Annotated in this window: 18 protein-coding genes; 15 read left to right on the top strand and 3 right to left on the bottom strand. The window is 71.7% G+C overall.

What is annotated here, in order from left to right; all coding sequences use genetic code 11:
• Positions 1 to 40 precede the first annotated feature (40 nt).
• The gene (locus AC3EN4_RS03325) at positions 41 to 280 is read left to right on the top strand and encodes a hypothetical protein (protein WP_435204454.1); all 240 of its coding nucleotides are present in this window, start codon (positions 41 to 43) and stop codon (positions 278 to 280) included.
• A gap of 35 nt (positions 281 to 315) precedes the next feature.
• Positions 316 to 1014 (top strand): hypothetical protein, encoded by a 699-nt coding sequence (locus AC3EN4_RS03320; protein ID WP_435204453.1) that lies wholly within the window; start codon positions 316 to 318, stop codon positions 1012 to 1014.
• Between the two features lie 107 nt (positions 1015 to 1121).
• On the opposite strand, the gene AC3EN4_RS03315 is transcribed toward AC3EN4_RS03320, so the two are convergent.
• Positions 1122 to 2633: a cell wall anchor protein gene (locus tag AC3EN4_RS03315; protein WP_435204452.1), complete on the bottom strand. Its 1512-nt coding sequence runs from the start codon at positions 2631 to 2633 to the stop codon at positions 1122 to 1124.
• A 305-nt stretch (positions 2634 to 2938) separates the two neighbouring features.
• On the opposite strand from AC3EN4_RS03315, the gene rsmD reads away from it, so the two are divergent.
• The 10 genes from rsmD to AC3EN4_RS03265 all read left to right on the top strand — a co-directional run bounded on the left by rsmD (position 2939) and on the right by AC3EN4_RS03265 (position 12580).
• Positions 2939 to 3502, top strand: a complete 564-nt coding sequence (gene rsmD, locus AC3EN4_RS03310) for a 16S rRNA (guanine(966)-N(2))-methyltransferase RsmD (protein WP_435204451.1) — start codon at positions 2939 to 2941, stop codon at positions 3500 to 3502.
• Positions 3499 to 3981: a pantetheine-phosphate adenylyltransferase gene (gene coaD, locus AC3EN4_RS03305; protein WP_422738748.1), complete on the top strand. Its 483-nt coding sequence runs from the start codon at positions 3499 to 3501 to the stop codon at positions 3979 to 3981. The genes rsmD and coaD overlap by 4 nt, the downstream gene beginning before the upstream one ends.
• A gap of 295 nt (positions 3982 to 4276) precedes the next feature.
• Positions 4277 to 4774, top strand: coding sequence for an SPFH domain-containing protein (locus AC3EN4_RS03300; RefSeq protein ID WP_234590503.1), 498 nt, complete (start codon positions 4277 to 4279; stop codon positions 4772 to 4774).
• A gap of 111 nt (positions 4775 to 4885) precedes the next feature.
• Positions 4886 to 5449, top strand: a complete 564-nt coding sequence (locus tag AC3EN4_RS03295; protein ID WP_435204450.1) for a YceD family protein — start codon at positions 4886 to 4888, stop codon at positions 5447 to 5449.
• A 5-nt stretch (positions 5450 to 5454) separates the two neighbouring features.
• A complete protein-coding gene (gene rpmF, locus AC3EN4_RS03290; protein WP_030335284.1) occupies positions 5455 to 5628 on the top strand; it encodes a 50S ribosomal protein L32 in 174 nt (57 codons plus the stop codon).
• Between the two features lie 114 nt (positions 5629 to 5742).
• Complete coding sequence (locus tag AC3EN4_RS03285) at positions 5743 to 6729, top strand: phosphate acyltransferase PlsX (RefSeq protein ID WP_422738750.1); 987 nt, start codon at positions 5743 to 5745, stop codon at positions 6727 to 6729.
• The gene (gene rnc, locus AC3EN4_RS03280) at positions 6726 to 7607 is read left to right on the top strand and encodes a ribonuclease III (RefSeq protein WP_435204449.1); all 882 of its coding nucleotides are present in this window, start codon (positions 6726 to 6728) and stop codon (positions 7605 to 7607) included. Before AC3EN4_RS03285 ends, rnc begins: the two co-directional genes overlap by 4 nt.
• Complete coding sequence (mutM, locus tag AC3EN4_RS03275) at positions 7600 to 8457, top strand: bifunctional DNA-formamidopyrimidine glycosylase/DNA-(apurinic or apyrimidinic site) lyase (RefSeq protein ID WP_435204448.1); 858 nt, start codon at positions 7600 to 7602, stop codon at positions 8455 to 8457. Before rnc ends, mutM begins: the two co-directional genes overlap by 8 nt.
• Before the next feature lie 222 nt (positions 8458 to 8679).
• Positions 8680 to 10899, top strand: coding sequence for an MMPL family transporter (locus AC3EN4_RS03270; protein WP_435204447.1), 2220 nt, complete (start codon positions 8680 to 8682; stop codon positions 10897 to 10899).
• A 187-nt stretch (positions 10900 to 11086) separates the two neighbouring features.
• Complete coding sequence (locus AC3EN4_RS03265) at positions 11087 to 12580, top strand: MFS transporter (RefSeq protein WP_435204446.1); 1494 nt, start codon at positions 11087 to 11089, stop codon at positions 12578 to 12580.
• Positions 12581 to 12633: 53 nt separating this feature from the next.
• Here the strand turns inward: AC3EN4_RS03265 and AC3EN4_RS03260 are convergent, their stop codons facing one another.
• Both AC3EN4_RS03260 and AC3EN4_RS03255 read right to left on the bottom strand, forming a co-directional pair.
• Positions 12634 to 13476: an endo alpha-1,4 polygalactosaminidase gene (locus tag AC3EN4_RS03260; RefSeq protein ID WP_435204445.1), complete on the bottom strand. Its 843-nt coding sequence runs from the start codon at positions 13474 to 13476 to the stop codon at positions 12634 to 12636.
• A gap of 110 nt (positions 13477 to 13586) precedes the next feature.
• On the bottom strand, positions 13587 to 14678 hold the full coding sequence (locus AC3EN4_RS03255; protein WP_435204444.1) for a CAP domain-containing protein: 1092 nt from the start codon (positions 14676 to 14678) through the stop codon (positions 13587 to 13589).
• Positions 14679 to 15051: 373 nt separating this feature from the next.
• Here AC3EN4_RS03255 and AC3EN4_RS03250 point away from each other — a divergent pair, with 373 nt between their 5' ends.
• The 3 genes from AC3EN4_RS03250 to AC3EN4_RS03240 all read left to right on the top strand — a co-directional run bounded on the left by AC3EN4_RS03250 (position 15052) and on the right by AC3EN4_RS03240 (position 19852).
• A complete protein-coding gene (locus AC3EN4_RS03250; RefSeq protein WP_007456482.1) occupies positions 15052 to 15246 on the top strand; it encodes a hypothetical protein in 195 nt (64 codons plus the stop codon).
• 371 nt (positions 15247 to 15617) lie between these two features.
• Entirely contained in the window at positions 15618 to 19232 is a 3615-nt protein-coding gene (gene smc, locus AC3EN4_RS03245; protein WP_435204443.1) for a chromosome segregation protein SMC, read from the top strand.
• A complete protein-coding gene (locus AC3EN4_RS03240; RefSeq protein ID WP_435204442.1) occupies positions 19232 to 19852 on the top strand; it encodes an HAD family hydrolase in 621 nt (206 codons plus the stop codon). The genes smc and AC3EN4_RS03240 overlap by 1 nt, the downstream gene beginning before the upstream one ends.
• Positions 19853 to 19859 lie beyond the last annotated feature (7 nt).

Genomic DNA, 19859 nt, shown 5'->3' with positions numbered 1-19859 from the left:
TTAATGCGAACGATCGTGTGTAGATCGCCGGGGGTGGAGTATGCCGAAGATTCCGCTAGATAGATTCGGCCGGATCCTGACGGGCGAGAGTGAAGGTTACTTCCTGCACGTCCACTTCGACGAGGACGTCACCGGCGGGTATTACGTGTATCTCGTGGATGACCTTGAGAATCCATCTGACGGCGCTGATTATTGGGCGAGAGATGAGGATGAACTCACCAGGTTGTTCCGGACTTCCGAATGGAAGATCGAGTGGCTCGAGGCTGGATGCGCCACCTGAGCACGAACTGCGGGACATGAGATGGAGAGTGACTCGTGGCTCCTCGACGACTGAGATACTTCGGCTTCTACGAAGACCTCGGATATGTCATCGGCGAGGGCGTGAAGCTCAGAAACGTCCGACGCTCCACGAGCGGTGACAAGTCGCTTGTCGTGGCGTACCTTCGCGCTGGGCTGCCACTAGTGGTCGTGCCCGGCGACATTCGTGATCCGCTGACTCCGGCCGGCCCGATGGTCCCGGGCGGGGAGAGCGTCTTGACCGACGGCGTCTGGGTCTGGCCGCGGATCGCGGCGGAACTGGTGGACGTACATGACGTTGCGCTGCCTGACGACTTCCATGCTCGTATCAGAGCTCTGAACTTCGTAATTCCTCGGCTGAGTGAGGACGAGGTACGCGACACCTTCGAGGTTGCCGAACAGGCGCTAGCGATCCAACCGGTTCCCGCAGCGGATCGAGAGAGCCTGCGGATACTCGAAGTGCGGGACGTTCGTGATGATTCTGTGGCCTGTACCGCACGAGCCGAGGGGGGTGTCGTGCGTGCGGGGCAAAGGCTGCGTGACCCTGCGAACGCCGCGGCCTTGACGGTCGAAATGATAACCGGCCCGGCTGGTCGACTGACTCAGCTTCTCGCCGGTCAAACCGCCAGAGTTGGTCTGGTTGGCCTCGGCTGTGACCAGTTGGTGGCTGGAGTGATGTTGTTCAGATCAGAGGGCGACCCGCAGGGCACTGCCTAGGATCGCCGGCTGCCAGCGCACCGAACCGCTCAGGCGCTGCCCCCAAAGCGACCGAGGGCACGTCGACCGGGTGGTCGACGCGCCCTCGGGCTTCAGCGCAGGTCAGGTCAGGCGGTGAAGGTCACCCGACGCCGACGGGCGATGACGAAGAGCACCGCGCCCGCGATCAGCAGGGCGATCGCGCCGGCGGCGATGCCGCCCGCCGCCGCACCGGTGACCGGGAGGCCCGGCTCGTCCTCGCCGCCGCCACCGCTACCGCCGCAGTTGCCCTCCGGCGTGTAGACGGCTTCCAGCTCCAGGTCCAGGTCGGGCAGGGTGACGAGCGCCGACTCGGCCTTGCCGGCCTTGAAGGTCACCGTCTCCGACGCGCCGGCCGCGACCGTACGGGTCTCGGTCTTGTCGCCGTAGGTGAAGGTGGTCTTCACCGGCAGCCCACCCTCGGGGTTGGTGACGGTGAGGGCGAACTCCTTGCAGTCGGCCTTGGTGGTGACGGCCGGCAGCGGGCAGTCCTCGGGGCGCGTCCAGGAGTACGTGCCGTTCTCGATGACCTTGCCGTCGACCAGGACCTCGATCTTGCCGGCGTCGGCGGCGGGCACCACGATGCTGGTGTCGGCCTTGCCCGGGGCGACGGAGACCTTCTTGGTGAAGCCGTTCTCGCCCTTGACCTCGAACTCGACGGCGTACTTGCTGATCTTGCCGTCGTTGGTCAGCGACACGGCGACCGAACCGTCGCAGTTGGACGCGAAGGTCGAGGCCGGGGTGGTGCAGCTCTTGCTGCCGCCGTTGTACCAGCCCTGCGGGCCCTTGGACCGGTTGCCCGGGGCGCCCGGCGAGCCGAGCTTCTTGTTGTCGTAACGCTTGCCGCCGTCGACGATCTCGTCGATGACCTGGTCCTTGTCGCCCCAGATGAGGTCGACCTGGGTGTGGCAGTCCGGGATCTCGACGTTCAGCGTGATCTCGGTCTGGGTGGCGCTGACGAAGTCGCTGTCCGGCGTGCCGTAGACGTACTGCGGGGTGGCGAACTGCGGCCGGGGCGCGAAGTACGACACCAGCGTGAAGTACTGCTTGCCCTCGCCGCAGAGCGGCAGGTCACCGTCGAGCTTGACGGTGGCGGTGCCCTTCGGGCCGTCGAAGGTGTGGCTGTACTTGGCCTTGTCGAGCTCGACGCACTTCGGGGCCGGAGCGCAGGACTGGTCGGCGGGGATGGTGATGCTGCCGTCGTTGGTGGCTTCCTGGCCGTTCTTCTTCCACTTGCCGAACACCACGAGCTTGGCGCTGGCGGTGTTGCCCGGCACCCGCTGGACGGCCTGCACGGAGCCGCCCTTCTTGATGACGTAGCCCTGCAGCGGCACCGCCTTGGCGCCCTCGACGGGCACCGTCACCGGCGTCGCCGGCTCCGCGGTCACCCGCTGGAGCGTCACGGCCTTGTCGCGCTCGCTGTTCTCCACGTTCCACGTGATCACGCGCTCGCCGGTCTGCCGGTCGCAGTCGACGGTGGCCTTGATCGTGGTGTGGTGCGCGCTGGCTGGGGCGGCCACCGCGACAACCCCGGTGAGGCCGACGATGGCGGCTCCCAGGATGGCCAGCGGTCGCCGGAGCGACAGCTTGGGACGGATCACGGGTACTCCTGGAGTGCTGAAGCGTCAGGGGTGTGGCACGGGAGAGACAGTGGACGGTCACCGCACGTCCGATCGGAGAGGCGCCCTCCCGAGCCGTGGGCCGGCGGGTTGTCGCCGGCACCCGGCAGACCCTAGCGATATCGCCCGTCGTGATACAGCGCTCAGGATTTGCTAAGACTGATGTTATGAACTTGAGATCATTGATATACGAGAAGTGATCACGTCGTCCGCGTGGCGGTACCGACGGTGTCGGTCGTCGAGCCCGACTGATCGCGTAGCGTCGTGGTCATGAGCAGGAGGAGACGGTGACCCGGATCGTGGCCGGGACGCTCGGCGGCCGGCGGATAGCCGCGCCGCCCGGCGCCGGTACCCGACCCACGTCCGACCGGGTCCGGGAGGCGCTGTTCAGCGCCGTCGAATCCGAGGTCGACCTCGACGGCGCGCGCTTCGCCGACCTGTACGCCGGTTCCGGCGCGGTCGGGCTGGAGGCGCTGTCCCGGGGCGCCGGGCACGTCCTGCTGGTGGAGTCCGACCCACGGGCGGCCCGGGTGATCCGGGAGAACGTGGCGACCCTGCGGGCCGGTTCGGCCGTACGCCTGGTGGCCGGCAAGGTGGCGACGGTGCTGGCCGCCGGTCCGGACGGCGGCGGCTACGACGTGGTCTTCGCCGACCCGCCCTACGCCGTGCCGGACGCGGAGATCACCGCGCTGCTGACGACGCTCGTCGACGGCGGGTGGCTGGCGCCCGACGCGCTCGTGGTGGTGGAGCGGTCGCGCCGGACCAGGGACTTCGAGTGGGTGCAGGGGATCACCCCGCAGCGCAGTCGCCGGTACGGCGAGACCACCCTTTGGTACGGTCGCCGATCATGAGACGTGCGGTCTGTCCCGGCTCGTTCGACCCGGTCACCAACGGTCACCTCGACATCATCGGCCGCGCCAGTCGGCTGTTCGACGAGGTGATCGTCGGCGTGCTGGTGAACCAGTCCAAGAGCGGCCTGTTCACCGTCGACGAGCGGATCGACATGCTCCGCGAGGTGACCGCCTCGTACGACAACGTGCGGGTCGAGTCGTTCCGGGGGCTGCTCGTCGACTTCTGCCGGGCGCAGCAGGCGAGTGTCCTGATCAAGGGGCTGCGGGCGGTCAGCGACTTCGACTACGAGTTGCAGATGGCGCAGATGAACATCGGGCTGGCCGGCGTCGAGACGCTCTTCATGCCGACCAATCCGCTCTACTCGTTCCTCTCCTCCAGCCTCGTCAAGGACGTGGCCAAGTGGGGCGGCGACATCTCCGCGCACGTCCCCGACCCGGTCCGCGAGGCCCTCCAGAACCGCCTAACCCCCCGCCCCTAGCTCCCCGCCCCACCCCCACCCGCCCGCGATCTTGCACTTTCGGTTGTCGGATTGCCGTGTTCGGGGTGGTTTGGGACGACAGAAACCGCAAGATCGGCGCGGGCGTTGGCGCGGGCGTCGGCGCGGGGCAACGGGGGCGGGGACTGCGGTGGGCTCTGTGTGACGGGGGCGCGACGCGCCGGGTTGGGGTGGTGGGGGATCGGGTGGGGCGGGCACGCCATGATGGGCACAGCGGGAAACCGGCCGTAGCCCGCATCATGGAGGTCGGCCGACGAACGACAGGAGTGAGGTACCGGTGGACCCGCTCGATCGCATCGACGAACTGATCGCCATGGTGGAGCAGGCGCGCTCCGTCCCGATGTCGCGGAACAACTGCATGGTCGACCGGGGCGAGATGATCGCCGCGCTGGACGAGATGCGCGCGGACCTCCCCGCCGACCTGCGCCGCGCCGCCGCGCTCCTGGAGGAGCGTGACAAGATCATGGACGCCGGCAAGCGCGAGGCGGACCGGATCATCAGCGAGGGTGAGGCAGAACACGCCCGCCTCGTCTCGGTGAACGAGATCACCGTGTCCGCCGAGCACGAGGGGGCCCGGATCATCGCCGAGGCCCGCGCCGAGGCGCAGCGGCTGCGCGAGGAGGTCGACGACTACGTCGACACGGCGCTGGCCAACTTCGAGCAGTTCCTCACCCGGGCCCTGGCCTCGATAGAGCGTGGCCGCGACAAGATGCACGCGCTGCGGGAGATCGGCACCTTCGGTGGGGATGAGGCCGAACGCCCGCTACCCTTCTGAGCGGCACCTCACCAGCCGACATTCGCGCCGCAGGCGTCGCCCCCGGTTCGACGGCCGGGCGGTCGCCCAGGTAACCTTTTTTGTCGGCCTCTCACCGGCCGGAGTCTTACTATGCCCAAGCACTCGCCATCGACACTCGACCCCAGGTCGCCGCTGGTCCTCGACACGAGAGACCTGCCGCGCCGCCCTGGTGCGTTGCGTGAGATCAAGCGGGTCGTGCCGGCACCGGTGGACCTCGGTGTGGAGTTGATCGGCGTGCCGGAGGGCGCGGACCTCGACCTCGATCTGAGGTTGCAGTCGGTGTCCGAGGGCGTGCTCGTCTCGGGGACCATCACCGGTCCCGTCCGGGGTGAGTGCGGGCGTTGCCTGCGCGAGATCAACGAATCGATGGCCGTGACGATCCAGGAGCTGTACGCGTACGAGAACAGCACCACGGACGCCACGACCGACGAGGACGAGGTGGGCCGGATGCAGGGCGATCTGATCGACCTGGAGCCGGCGCTGCGGGACGCGTTGGTGCTCACGCTGCCGACCAACCCGCTCTGCCGGGAGGACTGCCCAGGACTGTGCCCCGAGTGTGGGGCGCACTGGGACGATCTGCCGGCCGACCACAGTCACCAGCAGATCGACCCGCGTTGGGCGGGCCTGTCGCAACTGACCCGTACAGAGGAGTAAGAACCGTGGCCGTCCCCAAGCGCAAGATGTCGCGCAGCAACACCCGGTCCCGCCGGGCGAACTGGAAGGCGACCGTGGTCGCGACCGTCGCGTGCCCGCAGTGCAAGTCCCCGAAGCTGCCGCACGCCGCCTGCTCCGTCTGCGGCACCTACAACGGCCGCCAGGTTCTCGAGGTCTGACCTGGACGCCGAGTGACGCCCCCGACCCCGGGTCGGGCGGCGCGCGCGCCCTGGCATTCGCCCGGTGCCCCGGCTCCCTCCCACACCGGCCGGCCCAACCCGGCCGGTGTTCCGGTGGAGCCGGGCGCCGCGCGGATCGCCGTTGACCTCCTCGGCGGGGACGACGCTCCCGCCGTCGTGGTTGACGGCGCTCTGCGGGCCATGCGCGCCGACCCCGACCTGCACCTGCTTCTCGTCGGCCCGACCGAGGTCGCCGACGCGCTGATCGCTGCCCTCACCCCGGACGAACGGGCCCGGATCACGGTCCGGCCGGTCCGCGCCGCCGTCGGCATGGCCGACCATCCCAGCGCCGCCCGCTCGGAGAGCACCGTCCGGGCCGCCGTCACCGCCGTCCGCGACGGCACCGCCGACGCCCTCGTCTCGGCCGGCGCCACCGGCGCCACGGTCACCGCCGCCGTGCTCGGCCTCGGACGCTGGTCGGAGATCCGCCAACCCGCCCTGGTCGCCACCCTGCCCGCGGTCGCCGGACCGGTGGTCCTGCTCGACGTGGGCGGCTCCCTGGAACCCCGCCCCGCCACCCTCGCCCGGCATGCCGTGCTCGGCGCCGCGTACGCCGCGGTGGCCCACTCGATCACCGCGCCGCGGGTCGGCCTGCTCTCGGTGGGCACCGAGGCCGGCAAGGGCGATCGGGTACGCCGAGCCACCGACCCCCTGCTCGCCGTCGAGCCGCTGCCCGTCGGGGCCCGCTACGTGGGCCTGGTCGAGGGGTACGACGTGGCCGTCGGTACGCGCGCCGATGTGGTCGTCACCGACGGCTTCACCGGTAACGTGCTGCTCAAGGCGATCGAGGGTGCGTACGCCATGGCCGGCGGCCCACCCGCCGAGGGTGGCGCGCCCCGCGCGGCGGCCCTGCTGGGCGTCGCCGGGACCGTCGTGGTCTGTCACGGCTCCGCCCGCGCCGCCGACGTCGCCTCCGGCATCGCTCTCGCCGCTCACCTGTGGCGGCGCCGCGCCACCGATCTGGTCTCCGCGTTGCTCGACGGCGACGCGACGACGGACCGCACCGACCGCTCCACCGACACCGAGGTACGCACATCATGAGCAACGACAAGCGGCGGCGGGCGTCCGTCAGTCACCTGGAAGCCGCGTTCGGCGTCAGCCTGGAGCCGGACCTGCTGCAACGCGCGCTGACCCACCGCTCGTACGCGTACGAGAACGGCGGCCTGCCGACGAACGAGCGGCTGGAGTTCCTCGGCGACTCGGTACTCGGAGTCGTGATCACCACCGCGCTGTTCCACAACCACCCGGACCTGCCCGAGGGGCAGTTGGCGAAGCTCCGGGCGAGCGTGGTCAACATGCGGGCGCTCGCCGACGTGGCACGTGGCCTCGGCCCGGACGGCCTCGGCGCGTACCTGCTGCTGGGCAAGGGCGAGGAGACCACCGGTGGCCGGGACAAGGCGAGCATCCTCGCCGACACCCTGGAGGCGCTGCTCGGTGCGATCTACCTCCAGTACGGGCTGGACACCGCCGGGATCGTGATCCACCGGCTCTTCGACCCGCTGATGGCCGAGTCGGCCGGTCGGGGCGCCGCCCTGGACTGGAAGACCAGCCTCCAGGAGTTGACCGCCGCGCTCGGCCTCGGCGTGCCCGAGTACCGGATCGAGGGCACCGGGCCGGACCACCTCAAGACGTTCACGGCCTGGGTCGTGGTGGCCGGCAACCGGTACGGCGGCGCGGAGGGGCGCAGCAAGAAGGAGGCCGAGCAGCGCGCCGCCGAGGCGGCCTGGCGGATGCTCTCGGACCAGCACGAGCAGGCCGACCAGGGCGGCACGACCGACCAGGGCAACATCGCCGACCAGGATGACGCGGCCGGTCCGCTGGAGCGCGCCGAGCGGGCGGCCCAGGCCGAGGTGGCCGATCACCTGGCGCAGGTCATGCCGGCCGACGTGGCGCAGGAGCAGGGGTCCGGCCGTGCCTGAGCTGCCCGAGGTGGAGACCGTCCGGCAGGGGTTGGCCCAGTGGGTCACCGGCCGGCGGATCGCCTCGGTCGAGGTCCGGCACCCGCGTGCCGTCCGGCGGCACGTACCCGGTGGCGCACACTTCGCCGACGTGCTCGCCGGGCGGACGATCCTGGACGTCCGGCGGCGCGGCAAGTACCTGTGGCTCCCGCTGGACAGCGGCGACGCGGTGATCGGGCACCTCGGCATGTCGGGTCAGCTGCTGCTCCAACCGCCCGGCACCCCCGATGAGACCCACCTGCGGGTCCGGTTCCGGTTCGCCGACGACGGGCCCGAGCTGCGCTTCGTCGACCAGCGCACGTTCGGTGGGCTCGCGGTGAGCGAGGGTGGCGCGGACCTGCCGGCCGAGATCGCGCACATCGCGCGCGATCCGATGGACCCGGAGTTCTCCGACGAGGCGTTCGTCGCCGCGCTGCGACGGCGGCGGACCGAGGTGAAACGGGCCCTGCTCGACCAGACGCTGATCTCCGGGGTGGGCAACATCTACGCCGACGAGGCGCTGTGGCGCGCGCGGTTGCACGGCGCCCGCCCCACCGACGCGCTCACCGGCCCGGCCGCCCAGCGCCTGCTCGGCCATGTCCGCGACGTGCTCGCCGAGGCCATCAAGGAGGGCGGCACCAGCTTCGACGCCCTCTACGTCAACGTCAACGGCGAGAGCGGCTACTTCGACCGTGCGCTGAACGCGTACGGCCGCGAGGGCGAGCCGTGCCGCCGGTGCGGTACGCCGATCCGGCGCGAGTCGTTCATGAACCGCTCCTCGTACAGCTGCCCGCGGTGCCAGCCCCGGCCTCGGGGTTCCCTTCGGGGATGACCCGGAGTCGAGTCCGGGTCGGTGCCGGCGGGTCGCGGTCGGACGCTCCGGGCACTTCCCCGGCGTACGCCCGAATCGCGGGTTGATGCCCGCCCGACGGACCCGCCACCCCCGGTGGAACGACTCCGGGACGGGCCGGGGCCGTTCCCCGATGTGACCGCGCCGTCACGTCCCTAACGTCAGCACGGTCGACAGGGGTTCGACGTGACAGGGGGGACGCTGATGGGCGGCAGACCGGTGACGGTGCGGATGGCGCGGTGGAGCGCCGAGCATCCGTGGCGGGCGATCGCGTTGTGGGTCGTGTTCGTGGCGGTGTGTTTCGTGGGGGGAAACGCCGCCGGCCTCAACGAGGCCACCAGCGGCGACCAGGCGATCGGCGAGGCCGGACGGGCGGGCCTCATCGTCGACGGCGGGGATTTCGACGATCCGGCCGTGGAGAACGTTCTCATCACCTCCCGGGGTGGCGTCCTCGACCCGGCCGCGGCGAAGGCGGCCGCCGACGACGCCGCCGCCCGGCTGCGCTCGGTCACCGGGGTCGCCGAGATCGGCCCGCCGGTCACCGCGCGGGACGGGTCGGCGCTGCTGCTGCCGATCACGATGTCCGGTGACCCGGAGACGGCGTCCGACCGGGTGCAGCCGTTGCGCGACGCCACCGCCGGGGTGCAGAGCGCGCACCCCCAGGTACGCGTCGAGCAGGTCGGCGGACCGTCGATCGGTCAGGCGCTCGACGACACCCTCGGCAAGGACTTCGAGCGGGCCGAGTTGCTGAGCCTGCCGGTGACCCTGGCCATCCTGATCATCGCGTTCGGCGCGTTGATCGCGGCCAGCGTGCCGGTGCTGCTGGCGCTTTCCTCTGTCGCCGCGGCGATGGGTCTGTCCACGCTCGCCTCGCACCTGGTGCCGGCCACCGACACCACCTCGCCGGTGATCCTGCTGATCGGCATGGCGGTGGGGGTCGACTACTCGCTGTTCTACATCCGGCGGGAACGGGAGGAACGCGCCAAGGGCCGCTCCGGCCTGGACGCGGTGGAGATCGCCGCGGAGACCTCCGGGCATGCGGTGGTGGTCTCCGGGGTCGCGGTGATCATCGCGATGGCCGGGCTGTTCCTCGCCGGTGACGTCGTCTTCTCGTCCCTGGCCGTGGGCTCGATCCTGGTGGTCGCCGTCGCGGTGACCGGTTCGCTGACCGTGCTGCCCGCCCTGCTGGCCCGGCTGGGCCGCTGGGTCGACCGTCCCCGGGTGCCGCTGCTGTGGCGCCTCACCGCGCCGCGCACGGGACGGCACGGCGAGGCGCGTACGCCCCGGCTCTGGCCGGCGGTGCTGCGTCCCGCGCTGCGGGCGCCGGTGGCGACGCTTGTCATCTCGGTCGGCCTGCTGCTCGCGTTGGCCGCGCCGGCGCTCGGCATGAAGCTGAAGTTCCCCGGCATGGAGGACCTGCCGCGCACCACACCGGCCATGCAGGCGTACGACCGGCTGACGGCCGCTTTCCCGAGCACCGGCACCAACCACGTGGTGGCCGTCCGGGCGCCTGCCGACCAGGCCGACCGGGTCGGCGCGGCCCTCACCGACCTGGCCGCCCGCGCCTCGGCCGATCCGCTGTTCGCCCCCACCGAGGCGGACGGCCCGAAGATCAAGGTGTCGGCCGACCGGCGGGTGTCGGTGCTGGACGTCGCCACCCCGTACGCCAGCCGCGACGGCCGGTCGGTGGAGTCGCTGGAGAAGCTGCGCACCGACCTGGTCCCGGCCGAGCTGCGGGGGATCCCCGGCATCGAGTACGCGGTGGGCGGGAGCGTGGCCGACAGCGAGGACTACGCGGCGCACGTCCGCGACAAGTTGCCGCTGGTGATGGGCTTCGTGCTGGTGCTCACGTTCCTCGTCATGACGTTCACCTTCCGCTCGGTGGTGGTGGCGGCCAGCTCGATCGTGCTGAACCTGCTCTCGGCCGGTGCCGCGTACGGGCTGCTGGTGCTGGTCTTCCAGGGCGACTGGGCCGAAGGGCTGCTCGGCTTCACGTCGATGGGTGCGATCGTCTCCTGGCTGCCGCTGTTCCTGTTCGTGGTGCTCTTCGGCCTCTCGATGGACTACCACGTGTTCGTGGTGAGCCGGATCCGTGAGGGGGTCCGGGCCGGCATGTCCAACCGCGACGCCGTGTCGTACGGCATCACCTCGTCGGCCGGGGTCGTGACCAGCGCGGCGATCGTGATGGTCGGGGTGTTCTCGATCTTCGCCACGCTGAGCACGATCGACATGAAGCAGCTCGGCATCGGTCTGGCGGCGGCGATCCTGCTGGACGCCACGATCATCCGGGGCGTGGTGCTGCCGGCCCTGATGACCATGCTCGGTGACGCGAACTGGTGGGCGCCGCGGTTCCTGCGCCGCCGCCCGGCGCCCGCGCCCACCGATCCGCCGACGCCCGCTCCGGAGTTGGTGCCCGTGTCCTGAGCAGTCGACCGTCTCCCGTGCCGGGCCGCGACTCGCGGCCCGGCACGGGCCGTCCCGGTGCGGGTGGACGCGAGGATTAGCCGAGCGGGGGGCGGGGCATCTGGGCCGGCATGGACGAACAGCGCACCCCGGCTGCCCTCTCGCGGGCCGACGCGCCGGGGCATTCCGAACCACGCCGGAGTACGCCATGACCGACGTGCAGACCGCCACCGTACGCACCAACGTCCCAGCCCGGCTCGACCGCCTCCCGTGGTCCCGCTGGCACTGGATGATCGTCATCGGCCTGGGCACGGTGTGGATCCTCGACGGCCTCGAGGTGACCATCGTCGGCAACCTGTCCGGCAAGCTGGCCGAGCCCGGCAGCGGTCTGGACATCACCCAGAGCCAGGTCACCGGGCTGGCGGCCGCGCTCTACGTGGCCGGCGCGTGCACCGGCGCGCTCTTCTTCGGCTGGCTCACCGACCGGTTCGGGCGCAAGAAGCTGTTCCTGCTGACCCTGGGCCTGTACCTGGTCGCCACCGCGCTGACCGCGCTCTCCTTCGACACCTGGTGGTTCTTCCTGTTCCGGTTCCTGACCGGCATGGGCATCGGCGGCGAGTACGCGGCGATCAACTCGGCGATCGACGAGCTGATCCCGGCCCGGCACCGCGGCCGGATCGACATCATCATCAACGGCACCTTCTGGTTGGGCGCCGCGATGGGCGCGTTGCTGACGGTGCCGCTGCTCAACGGCCTGCCGACCAACCTGGGCTGGCGGGTGGCCTTCGGTCTGGGCGCGGTCCTGGGCGTGGTGATCCTGCTGGTCCGCCGGCACGTACCGGAGAGTCCACGCTGGCTGTTCATCCACGGCCGGGCGGACGAGGCGAACGAGTTGGTCGACTCCGTCGAGGCGGAGGTACGCCGGGAGACCGGTCGGGAGCTCACCGAGGTCGACGAGCACATCACCATCCGGCAGCGTCGCAGCACCAACTTCCTGGCCATCGCGAAGACCCTCTTCGCCCGCTACCCGAAGCGCGCCATCCTGGGCTTCTCGCTCTTCATCGGTCAGGCGTTCCTCTACAACGCGATCACGTTCGGGTTCGCCCAGATCCTGGAGACCTTCTTCGACGTGCAGCCGGGCAACAGCGGCTACTACTTCGCGGTGATCGCGGTGGGCAACCTGGCCGGGCCGCTGCTGCTGGGTCGGCTCTTCGACACGGTCGGGCGGGTGCCGATGATCGCCGGCACGTACGTGCTCTCCGGTCTGCTGCTGCTGGGCACCGCGTGGTTGTTCCACAACGGCTCGCTCAGCGCCACGACGATGACGGCCTGCTGGTGGATCGTGCTCTTCTTCGCCTCGGCGGGCGCGAGCGCCGCATACCTGACGGTGAGCGAGATCTTCCCGATGGAGACCCGCGCCATGGCCATCGCGTTCTTCTACGCGATCGGCACCGCCGCCGGTGGCATCACCGGTCCGCTGCTCTTCTCGAAGCTGGTCGGCACCGGCGAGGTCGGCGACACCGTGCTGGCCTTCGTGATCGGCGCCACCGTGATGATCATCGGTGGGCTGGTGGAGATGGCGCTCGGCGTGCGGGCTGAGGGCCAGTCGCTGGAGAACCTGGCCACCCCGCTCAGCGCGGAGCAGGCCGAGGTGCCGTCTCCGCGCACCCCGGCCGAGCGCGACCCCGCCAGCACCAGCTGAACAATGTTCCCCCGGTGCCCCCGTCCACACGCGTGGACGGGGGCACCGGCCGGTCACGGCAGCGGGCAGGGCTCCCGCCAGGCGTCCAACTCCCGTTCCTTGCGGATCGACGCGAAGCCGTAGCCGACCGTGGTGACGCAGAACTCGTCGGTCGTGCCCACGTACTCGACGTGGAAGACCGGTTTGCCGGCGTCCGCGAACGGCAGCAGCTTGGCGCACTGGCCCAGCCGGACGCACTCCTCGTTGACCACGAAGTCGAAGTCCGGTGCCAGGGCGGCGAGCTGCGGCACGTCGTTGACCAGCCCGGGGGAGAGGTCCAGCGAGCGGGCCAGGTGTGCCAGCCGACGGTTGAACAGCAGTTGGTCGTCGAAGCCCAGCGGAAAACCGGTGCGGTGCGTGTACCCGTCGGCGTCGGCCAGCGCCACCGCGCCGAAGCCCTTGCCCCGGCACAGCCGGAACCGGTCGGCCAGCACCGGCTCCAGCGCGTCCCAGGCCCGTACGTCCAGCCACCGGCTGCCGGGCTGGTGACCGGGGGCGCCGAGCACGACGGCGGGCAGGCGGCTGGCGTCCGGGTCGGTCGAGCGCACCGAGCCGACCGCCACCTGACAGATCAACCGTCGATCCCGGGCGCGCAGCTCGGCCGTCTGCGCCGCCGTGGTCGCCACCGGGTCGAGCAGGAAGACGTCCGCCTCCACTGTCTCGTCGAGCCGGCCGTCGAGTTGCCACTGCCACTGCCAGCGGCGGGACTCGGCGGCCGGCCACGGGGTGGGCGCGCCGGGCGGGGTCAGCTCGCGCCGGCAGCCGTACGCCGGCACCACCAGGACGAGCGCGACGCCGGCCGACACGATCCGGCGCAGCGCGCGTGCGGCGTGACGTCGCCGCGGCCGGATCCGCATCGGCAGCTCCCGGGTCCCGGGCGGCCGGTCGCCGCCCCCACCGGCACGCCGCCGTTCACCCCGGCGTACCCACCCGGGTCAACGAGCGCGGGGGCGCGGACGACGCGCGGTCAGCGCGGCGCCGCGAAGACCTGTGTCCAGTACGGCCCGTTGCTGCTGGCGATGCCGACCCCGATCTCGGTGAACGCGCAGTTCAGGATGTTGGCGCGGTGCCCGGAGCTGTTCATCCAGGCGTCCATCACGGCGGTCGGCGTCTTCTGGTTCCACGCCACGTTCTCGCCGTAGGTGCGCCACGCGTAGCCGACGCGGTCCAGCCGTACGCCCGTGTCGCTGCCGTCGCTGCCGGTGTGCGACATCTTGCTGTGGTCGGCCTGGTCCTGGCTGTGCCGCTGGGCGGCCGTCATCAGCTTGTCGTCGATGGTCAGCGCCTTGCAGCCGGCCTTGGCCCGCTCGGCGTTGACCAGATCCACCACCTGGCGGGCCTGGTCGCTGACGCTGCCGCCGGTGGTGGTCGGCGCGGTGCTGCGATTGACGCTGCGCCGGGACGTGGCGGTGGTCCGCGACGCGGCCGGAGTGGGCCTGACAACCTTGCTCGGCGACGGGCTCGGCCGGGCCGGGCTGGGCGAGCTGGTCGGGGAGGGAGCGACCAGGGTGTCGGCGGTCTCCTGGTCGGTGGGGACCGCGGGTGCGGCGGCGACCGTGTCGTCGACGGCGGTCGGCTCGTCGGCCGGGCCGTTGCCGCCGGGCATCGCGAGCGCGCCGACGCCGACGCTCACCACGAGGGTGGCCGCCGCGGCCGCTCCGCCGATCATGAGCGGGCGACGCCAGTTCCGGGGCGAGCGGTGCCGCCCGGTGCCGGTCCGCCCGGCGTCGATGGCCTCGGTGTTCCCGCCTCCGGCGGCGTACGCGTCGCTCCCGGCGTGCCACCCGTCTACGACCTCGGTGGGCCGGATGTTGCCGGTCGGTTCGTCGCCCCACTCCTGGCTCGGCCGGCCGGTGGTCGACGCCTCGGCGGGCGCGGGCCGCCACCGGGCGGTGGGCTCCGCGGCGTGCCACTCGTCGCCGGGCTGATCGGGGTCGTCGCCGAACAGGTACGCCGAGCGGGGCTCCGGGCGGTCTCTCAGCCAGTCCGGCTCGTCGGTCGGCCGCTCGGCGCGCCGGTCGGCGCCGTTCGGGTCCATCGGGTCGGTCCAGCCGTACACGCCTCTGCCTCCACGGGGTCGGTTGTTGGCCCGGGTGACGCTACGACTCGCCCGCGACCTGCGGCAACGTGGCTAAGGAAGAGTTAAGAGGAAGTCCGACACCAAGGCGGTGACTTCCGGGAATACGGGCGTACAGTAAAGGGGTCCGGACAGAGCGTGTCCGTGCCTTGCGGCAGCCCCCCGACAAGTGGACAGGTCGACGTGGAGATGATCTACGGCCTGCGAGAACTTGACGAAGGAGGGGTTTGCGGCTCAATATATAGGTGTCGCCAGTCGCGCCCGGTCATGCCCAGATACAACTGGAATGACAGCCGCGTACTTAATGGGCGCGCGCTTGGCCGGCCTTTCCGGCAGCGCATATCAAGGAGTCAGCATGGCGAAGGCCCTCTACGGCCACGTAGGTGCAGCGCCCGACCGGCGTCTGCTCGACGAGGTCACCCGACTGCGTGCCAGGGTTCAGGCACTGGAGTTCGAGATCACGCGTCTGCGCGCCGACAATGATCGGCTCGCGGCGGCTGCGGCGGAAGCGGACGACCTGCTCCGTCTCGCCGAGCCGGCGCTGACCTGATCTTCGGGGTCGGAAAACTGAATCGCAGCACCACCGCAAAAATGCGCGCCGACACCCCTGTGCCGGCGCGCAACGCTGTCCGGCCCCTTTCGCGGCCGACTATTTATGATCTTGTAGCTGGCCTCGCGACAAGCGCTCCCGCAGTTTCGACAGAACGTCCGCAAGCGCGTTCCGATCGTGAGCGGTTTTTGTCTTTTCTTCGCCGCCGCGCCGAGAGCGGGGCCGCTCCCGCGTGACCGCGAGCGCGGGCCGGCGGTCGGCCCGGGGCGGGTCGCGTGCCGGGCGGGTGCCGTCACCGGGTTAGTCTGCGGGTTCACCCAGGTGCCCGCAGCCGGCGACGGTACGGCGGCCACCGGACGAGGATCGAGAAGGTGTATCTCAAGAGCCTGACGGTGAAGGGCTTCAAGTCCTTCGCCTCCGCCACGACGTTGAAGCTGGAGCCGGGGATCACCTGTGTGGTGGGCCCGAACGGCTCCGGCAAGTCGAACGTCGTCGACGCCATCGCCTGGGTACTCGGCGAACAGGGCGCCAAGGCGCTGCGTGGCGGCAAGATGGAGGACGTCATCTTCGCCGGCACCGCCGGCCGCGCGCCGCTGGGCCGCGCCGAGGTCACCCTCACCATCGACAACACCGACGGTGCGCTGCCGATCGAGTACACCGAGGTCTCCATCACCCGCCGGATGTTCCGCTCCGGCGAGAGCGAGTACGAGATCAACGGCAACTCCTGCCGACTGCTCGACATCCAGGAGCTGCTCTCCGACTCCGGCATCGGCCGGGAGATGCACATCATCGTCGGGCAGGGCCGCCTGGACGGCATGCTGCACGCCAAGCCGGAGGACCGCCGCTCGTTCATCGAGGAGGCGGCCGGCGTCCTCAAGCACCGCAAGCGCAAGGAAAAGGCGCTGCGCAAGCTCGACGCGATGCAGACCAACCTGAACCGGCTCACCGACCTCACCGCCGAGTTGCGTCGCCAGCTCAAGCCGCTGGGCCGGCAGGCCGAGGTGGCCCGCCGGGCGGCCGCCATCCAGGCCAACCTGCGCGACGCCCGGCTGCGCCTGCTCGCCGACGACCTGGCCACCCTGCGCACCACCCTCGACCGGGAGATCGCCGACGAGACCGCGCTGCGGGAGCGGCGCGAGCAGATCGAGGGGGAGCACGCCGAGGTGCAGGGCCGGCTCGGCGAGTTGGAGGCCGCCCTCGCCGAGGACGCGCCGCTGCTCGCCGCCGCGCAGGACACCTGGTACAAGCTCTCCGCCTTGCAGGAGCGCTTCCGCTCGATCGAACAGCTCGCCACGGAACGGCTGCGACACCTCAGCGCCAGCGGCGACGACGAGCGGCCCGGCCGTGACCCCGACCAGTTGGAGGCCGAGGCCGAGCGCGTCCGCGAGCAGGAGGAGGAGCTGCGCGCGGCGCTCACCGATGACCAGATCCGGCTGGCCGAGGCGGTCGAGCACCGGCAGGAGCTGGAACGCCAGCTCGCCGGCGCCGAACGCGAGCTGGTCGCCGCCGCCAAGGCCATCGCCGACCGGCGCGAGGGCCTGGCCCGCCTCACCGGTCAGGTCAACTCGGCCCGTGCCCGGACCACCAGCGCCGGTGAGGAGATCGAACGCCTCGCCGTCGCGCACGCCGACGCGCTGGGTCGCGCCGAGCAGGCGCAGGCCGACCTCGACGCGGTCGCCGCCCAGTCCACCGAGGCGGACCGGGACAACGCCGACCTGGACGCCCGGCACGCCGACGCGCTCGCCGTGCAGGAGCGGGCGCAGGCGGCCGTCCGGGCGCTTGCCGACGCCGAGCGGGCCGCGGAGAAGGACGCCGCCACCTGGAAGGCCCGCGAGGAGGCCCTGGCGCTGGGGCTGCGGCGCAAGGACGGTGCCGGTGCGCTGCTCGCCCGCGCCGGAGACGTCCCCGGCCTGCTCGGCAGCCTCGCCGGGCTGCTCACCGTCGCGCCCGGCCACGAGGCCGCGCTGGCCGCCGCGCTCGGCGGTCTCGCCGACGCGGTCGCCGTCAGCGGGGTGGACGAGGCCGTCGAGGCGATGCGGCTGCTGAAGATCTCCGACGCCGGTCGGGCCGGTCTGCTGGTCGGCAGCCCCGCCGGGCCGGGCATGACCGGATCGGCCGACGCGCTGCGTCCGAAGCTGCCGGACGGCGCCCGCTGGGCCCCCGACCTGGTGGAGTGCGGCCCGGAGCTGCGCCCCGCCGTGCACCGGGCGCTGCGTGACGTGGCGCTCGTCGACGATCTCGCCGCGGCGGCCGAGCTGGTCGCCGGCAACCCCGAGCTGCGGGCCGTCACCCCGGACGGCGACGTGGTGGGGGCGTACGCGGCGGCCGGCGGGTCGGCCAAGGCCCCCAGCTACATCGAGGTGCAGGCGGCCGTCGAGGAGGCCCGCACCAACCGGCTCACCGCCGAGCGGACCGGCGCGGAGCTGCGTGACCAGCTCGTCGAGGCACGCGCCGAGGTGACCGCCGCGAAGGAGGCCGTGCAGCACGCCGCCGCCGAGAAGCGCGAGGCGGAGAGCCACCGCAACGCCGCCGCCCGCCGGCTCGCCGAGCTGGGCGCGGCCGCCCGTTCCGCCAAGGCGGAGACCGACCGGCTCGGCGAGTCCCGGGCCCGTGCCGAGGCCGCCCGGCAACGGGACCTCGCCACGCTCGACGAGCTGGAGGAGCGGCTGCGGCTGGCCGAGGAGACCCCGGTCGACGCCGAGCCCTCCACCGAGGAGCGGGACCAGCTCACCGCCATGGTGCCGCAGGCCCGACAGAACGAGATGGAGGTCCGGCTCGCGGTGCGTACCGCCGAGGAGCGGGTCTCCTCGATCGCCGGCCGGGCCGACTCCCTCGCCCGGCAGGCCACCGCGGAGCGGGCCGCCCGGGAGCGCGCCGCCGCCCGGCGGGCCGCACGCGCCCGGGGCGCGGGCATCGCCCGGGCCGTCGCGGGCGGGGCCCGCGCGGCACTCACCCGGCTCACCACGTCGATCGCGACGGCCGAGCAGCACCGCGACGCCGTGGCGCGCGAACGGGCCGCCCGCGAGGCGGAGCTTCAGGAGGTACGCGGAGCAGCCAAGCGGCTCGGCGCCGAGCTGGAACGGCTGACCAGCCAGGTGCACCGGGACGAGGTGGCCCGCGCGGAACAGCGGCTGCGTATCGAGCAGTTGGAGGCGAAGGCCGCCGAGGACTTCGGGCTGGACGTGGAGACGCTCGTCGCGGAGTACGGCCCGACCCAGCTCGTCCCGCCGACCCAGGTCGACGTCGCCGCCGCCGAACGCGACGGGCTGCCGGTGCCCGAGCCGGTCCGCTACGAGCGGCCGGTGCAGGAGAAGCGGGCCGCCAAGGCGGAACGCGAACTCGCGCTGCTCGGCAAGGTCAACCCGCTCGCGCTGGAGGAGTTCGCGGCGCTGGAGGAGCGGTTCAAGTTCCTTTCCGAGCAGTTGGAGGACCTCAAGGCCACCCGTCGGGACCTGCTCACCGTCGTCAAGGACGTGGACGAGCGGATCCTGGAGGTCTTCGCCAGCGCCTTCGAGGACACCGCGCGCGAGTTCCAGCAGGTGTTCACGGTGCTCTTCCCCGGCGGTGAGGGCCGGCTCATCCTCACCGACCCCGAGGACCTGCTCACCACCGGCGTCGAGGTGGAGGCCCGCCCCCCGGGCAAGAAGATCAAGCGACTGTCGCTGCTCTCCGGCGGCGAGCGGTCGCTGACCGCCGTGGCCATGCTGGTGGCGATCTTCCGCGCCCGGCCCAGCCCGTTCTACATCATGGACGAGGTGGAGGCGGCCCTGGACGACGTGAACCTGGGCCGGCTCATCACCCTGCTGGCACAGTTGCGGGAGAAGAGTCAGCTGATCGTCATCACGCACCAGAAGCGGACGATGGAGATCGCCGACGCCCTCTACGGGGTGACCATGCGCAGCGGGGTCACCCAGGTGATCAGTCAACGGCTCAACCGGGCCGACGAGGACGACCAGCGGCCCGGCCGCGGCGAGGAGAACGGGTAGTGGCTCGGGAACGCGCGAAGGCGCTCCTGCTGGACTTCGACGGCGTACTGCGCCGGTGGGACCCGGCGGTGGCCGCCGACGTCGAGCGTGAGTACGGCCTCTCCGAGGGGGTGCTCACCGAGATCGCCATGCAGTGGGGGCGGCTCCAGCCGGTGCTCACCGGTCAGGTCAGCCACGCCGACTGGGTGAGCAGCGTGGCCGACGCGCTGGAAGGCCCGGCCGGTGGCCCGGAGCGGGCCCGCGCGGCCGTCGAGCAGTGGCAGCGCTACCGGGGCGAGGTGGACACCGAGGTGCTCGACTTCGTCCGGGAGGTACGCGCCGCCGGCATCCCCGTCGGCCTGGGCACCAACGCCACCGACCTGCTCGACGCCGACCTCACGGCGCTCGGCCTGGTCGGCGAGTTCGACGTGGTGGTCAACTCGTCCACGCTAGGGGTGCACAAGCCGGCACCGGAGTACTTCCAGGCCGCCTGCCAGGCGCTGGCCACCCCACCCGCCCGGGTGCTCTTCGTCGACGACGAGGACTGGGCGGTACGGGGCGCCCGGTCCGCCGGGCTGTCGGCGCACCGCTGGGGCGGCCACGCCGACCTGCGCTACCTGCGCGCGGCCCTGGACTACTGAGGGGCGC

The organism is Micromonospora sp. bgisy143, assembly GCF_057708145.1.
The sequence above is the reverse complement of the archived record's forward strand: the minus strand, read 5'-3'. Positions and strand labels throughout refer to the sequence as shown.

Bases quoted from the DNA above. Each gene is read 5' to 3' on its own strand.
- AC3EN4_RS03325 (WP_435204454.1), top strand. From the start codon at position 41: ATGCCGAAGATTCCGCTAGATAGATTCGGCCGGATCCTGACGGGCGAG.
- coaD (WP_422738748.1), top strand. From the start codon at position 3,499: ATGAGACGTGCGGTCTGTCCCGGCTCGTTCGACCCGGTCACCAACGGT.
- AC3EN4_RS03295 (WP_435204450.1), top strand. From the start codon at position 4,886: ATGCCCAAGCACTCGCCATCGACACTCGACCCCAGGTCGCCGCTGGTC.
- rnc (WP_435204449.1), top strand. From the start codon at position 6,726: ATGAGCAACGACAAGCGGCGGCGGGCGTCCGTCAGTCACCTGGAAGCC.
- AC3EN4_RS03270 (WP_435204447.1), top strand. From the start codon at position 8,680: ATGGGCGGCAGACCGGTGACGGTGCGGATGGCGCGGTGGAGCGCCGAG.
- AC3EN4_RS03265 (WP_435204446.1), top strand. From the start codon at position 11,087: ATGACCGACGTGCAGACCGCCACCGTACGCACCAACGTCCCAGCCCGG.
- AC3EN4_RS03260 (WP_435204445.1), bottom strand. From the start codon at position 13,476: ATGCGGATCCGGCCGCGGCGACGTCACGCCGCACGCGCGCTGCGCCGG.
- AC3EN4_RS03250 (WP_007456482.1), top strand. From the start codon at position 15,052: ATGGCGAAGGCCCTCTACGGCCACGTAGGTGCAGCGCCCGACCGGCGT.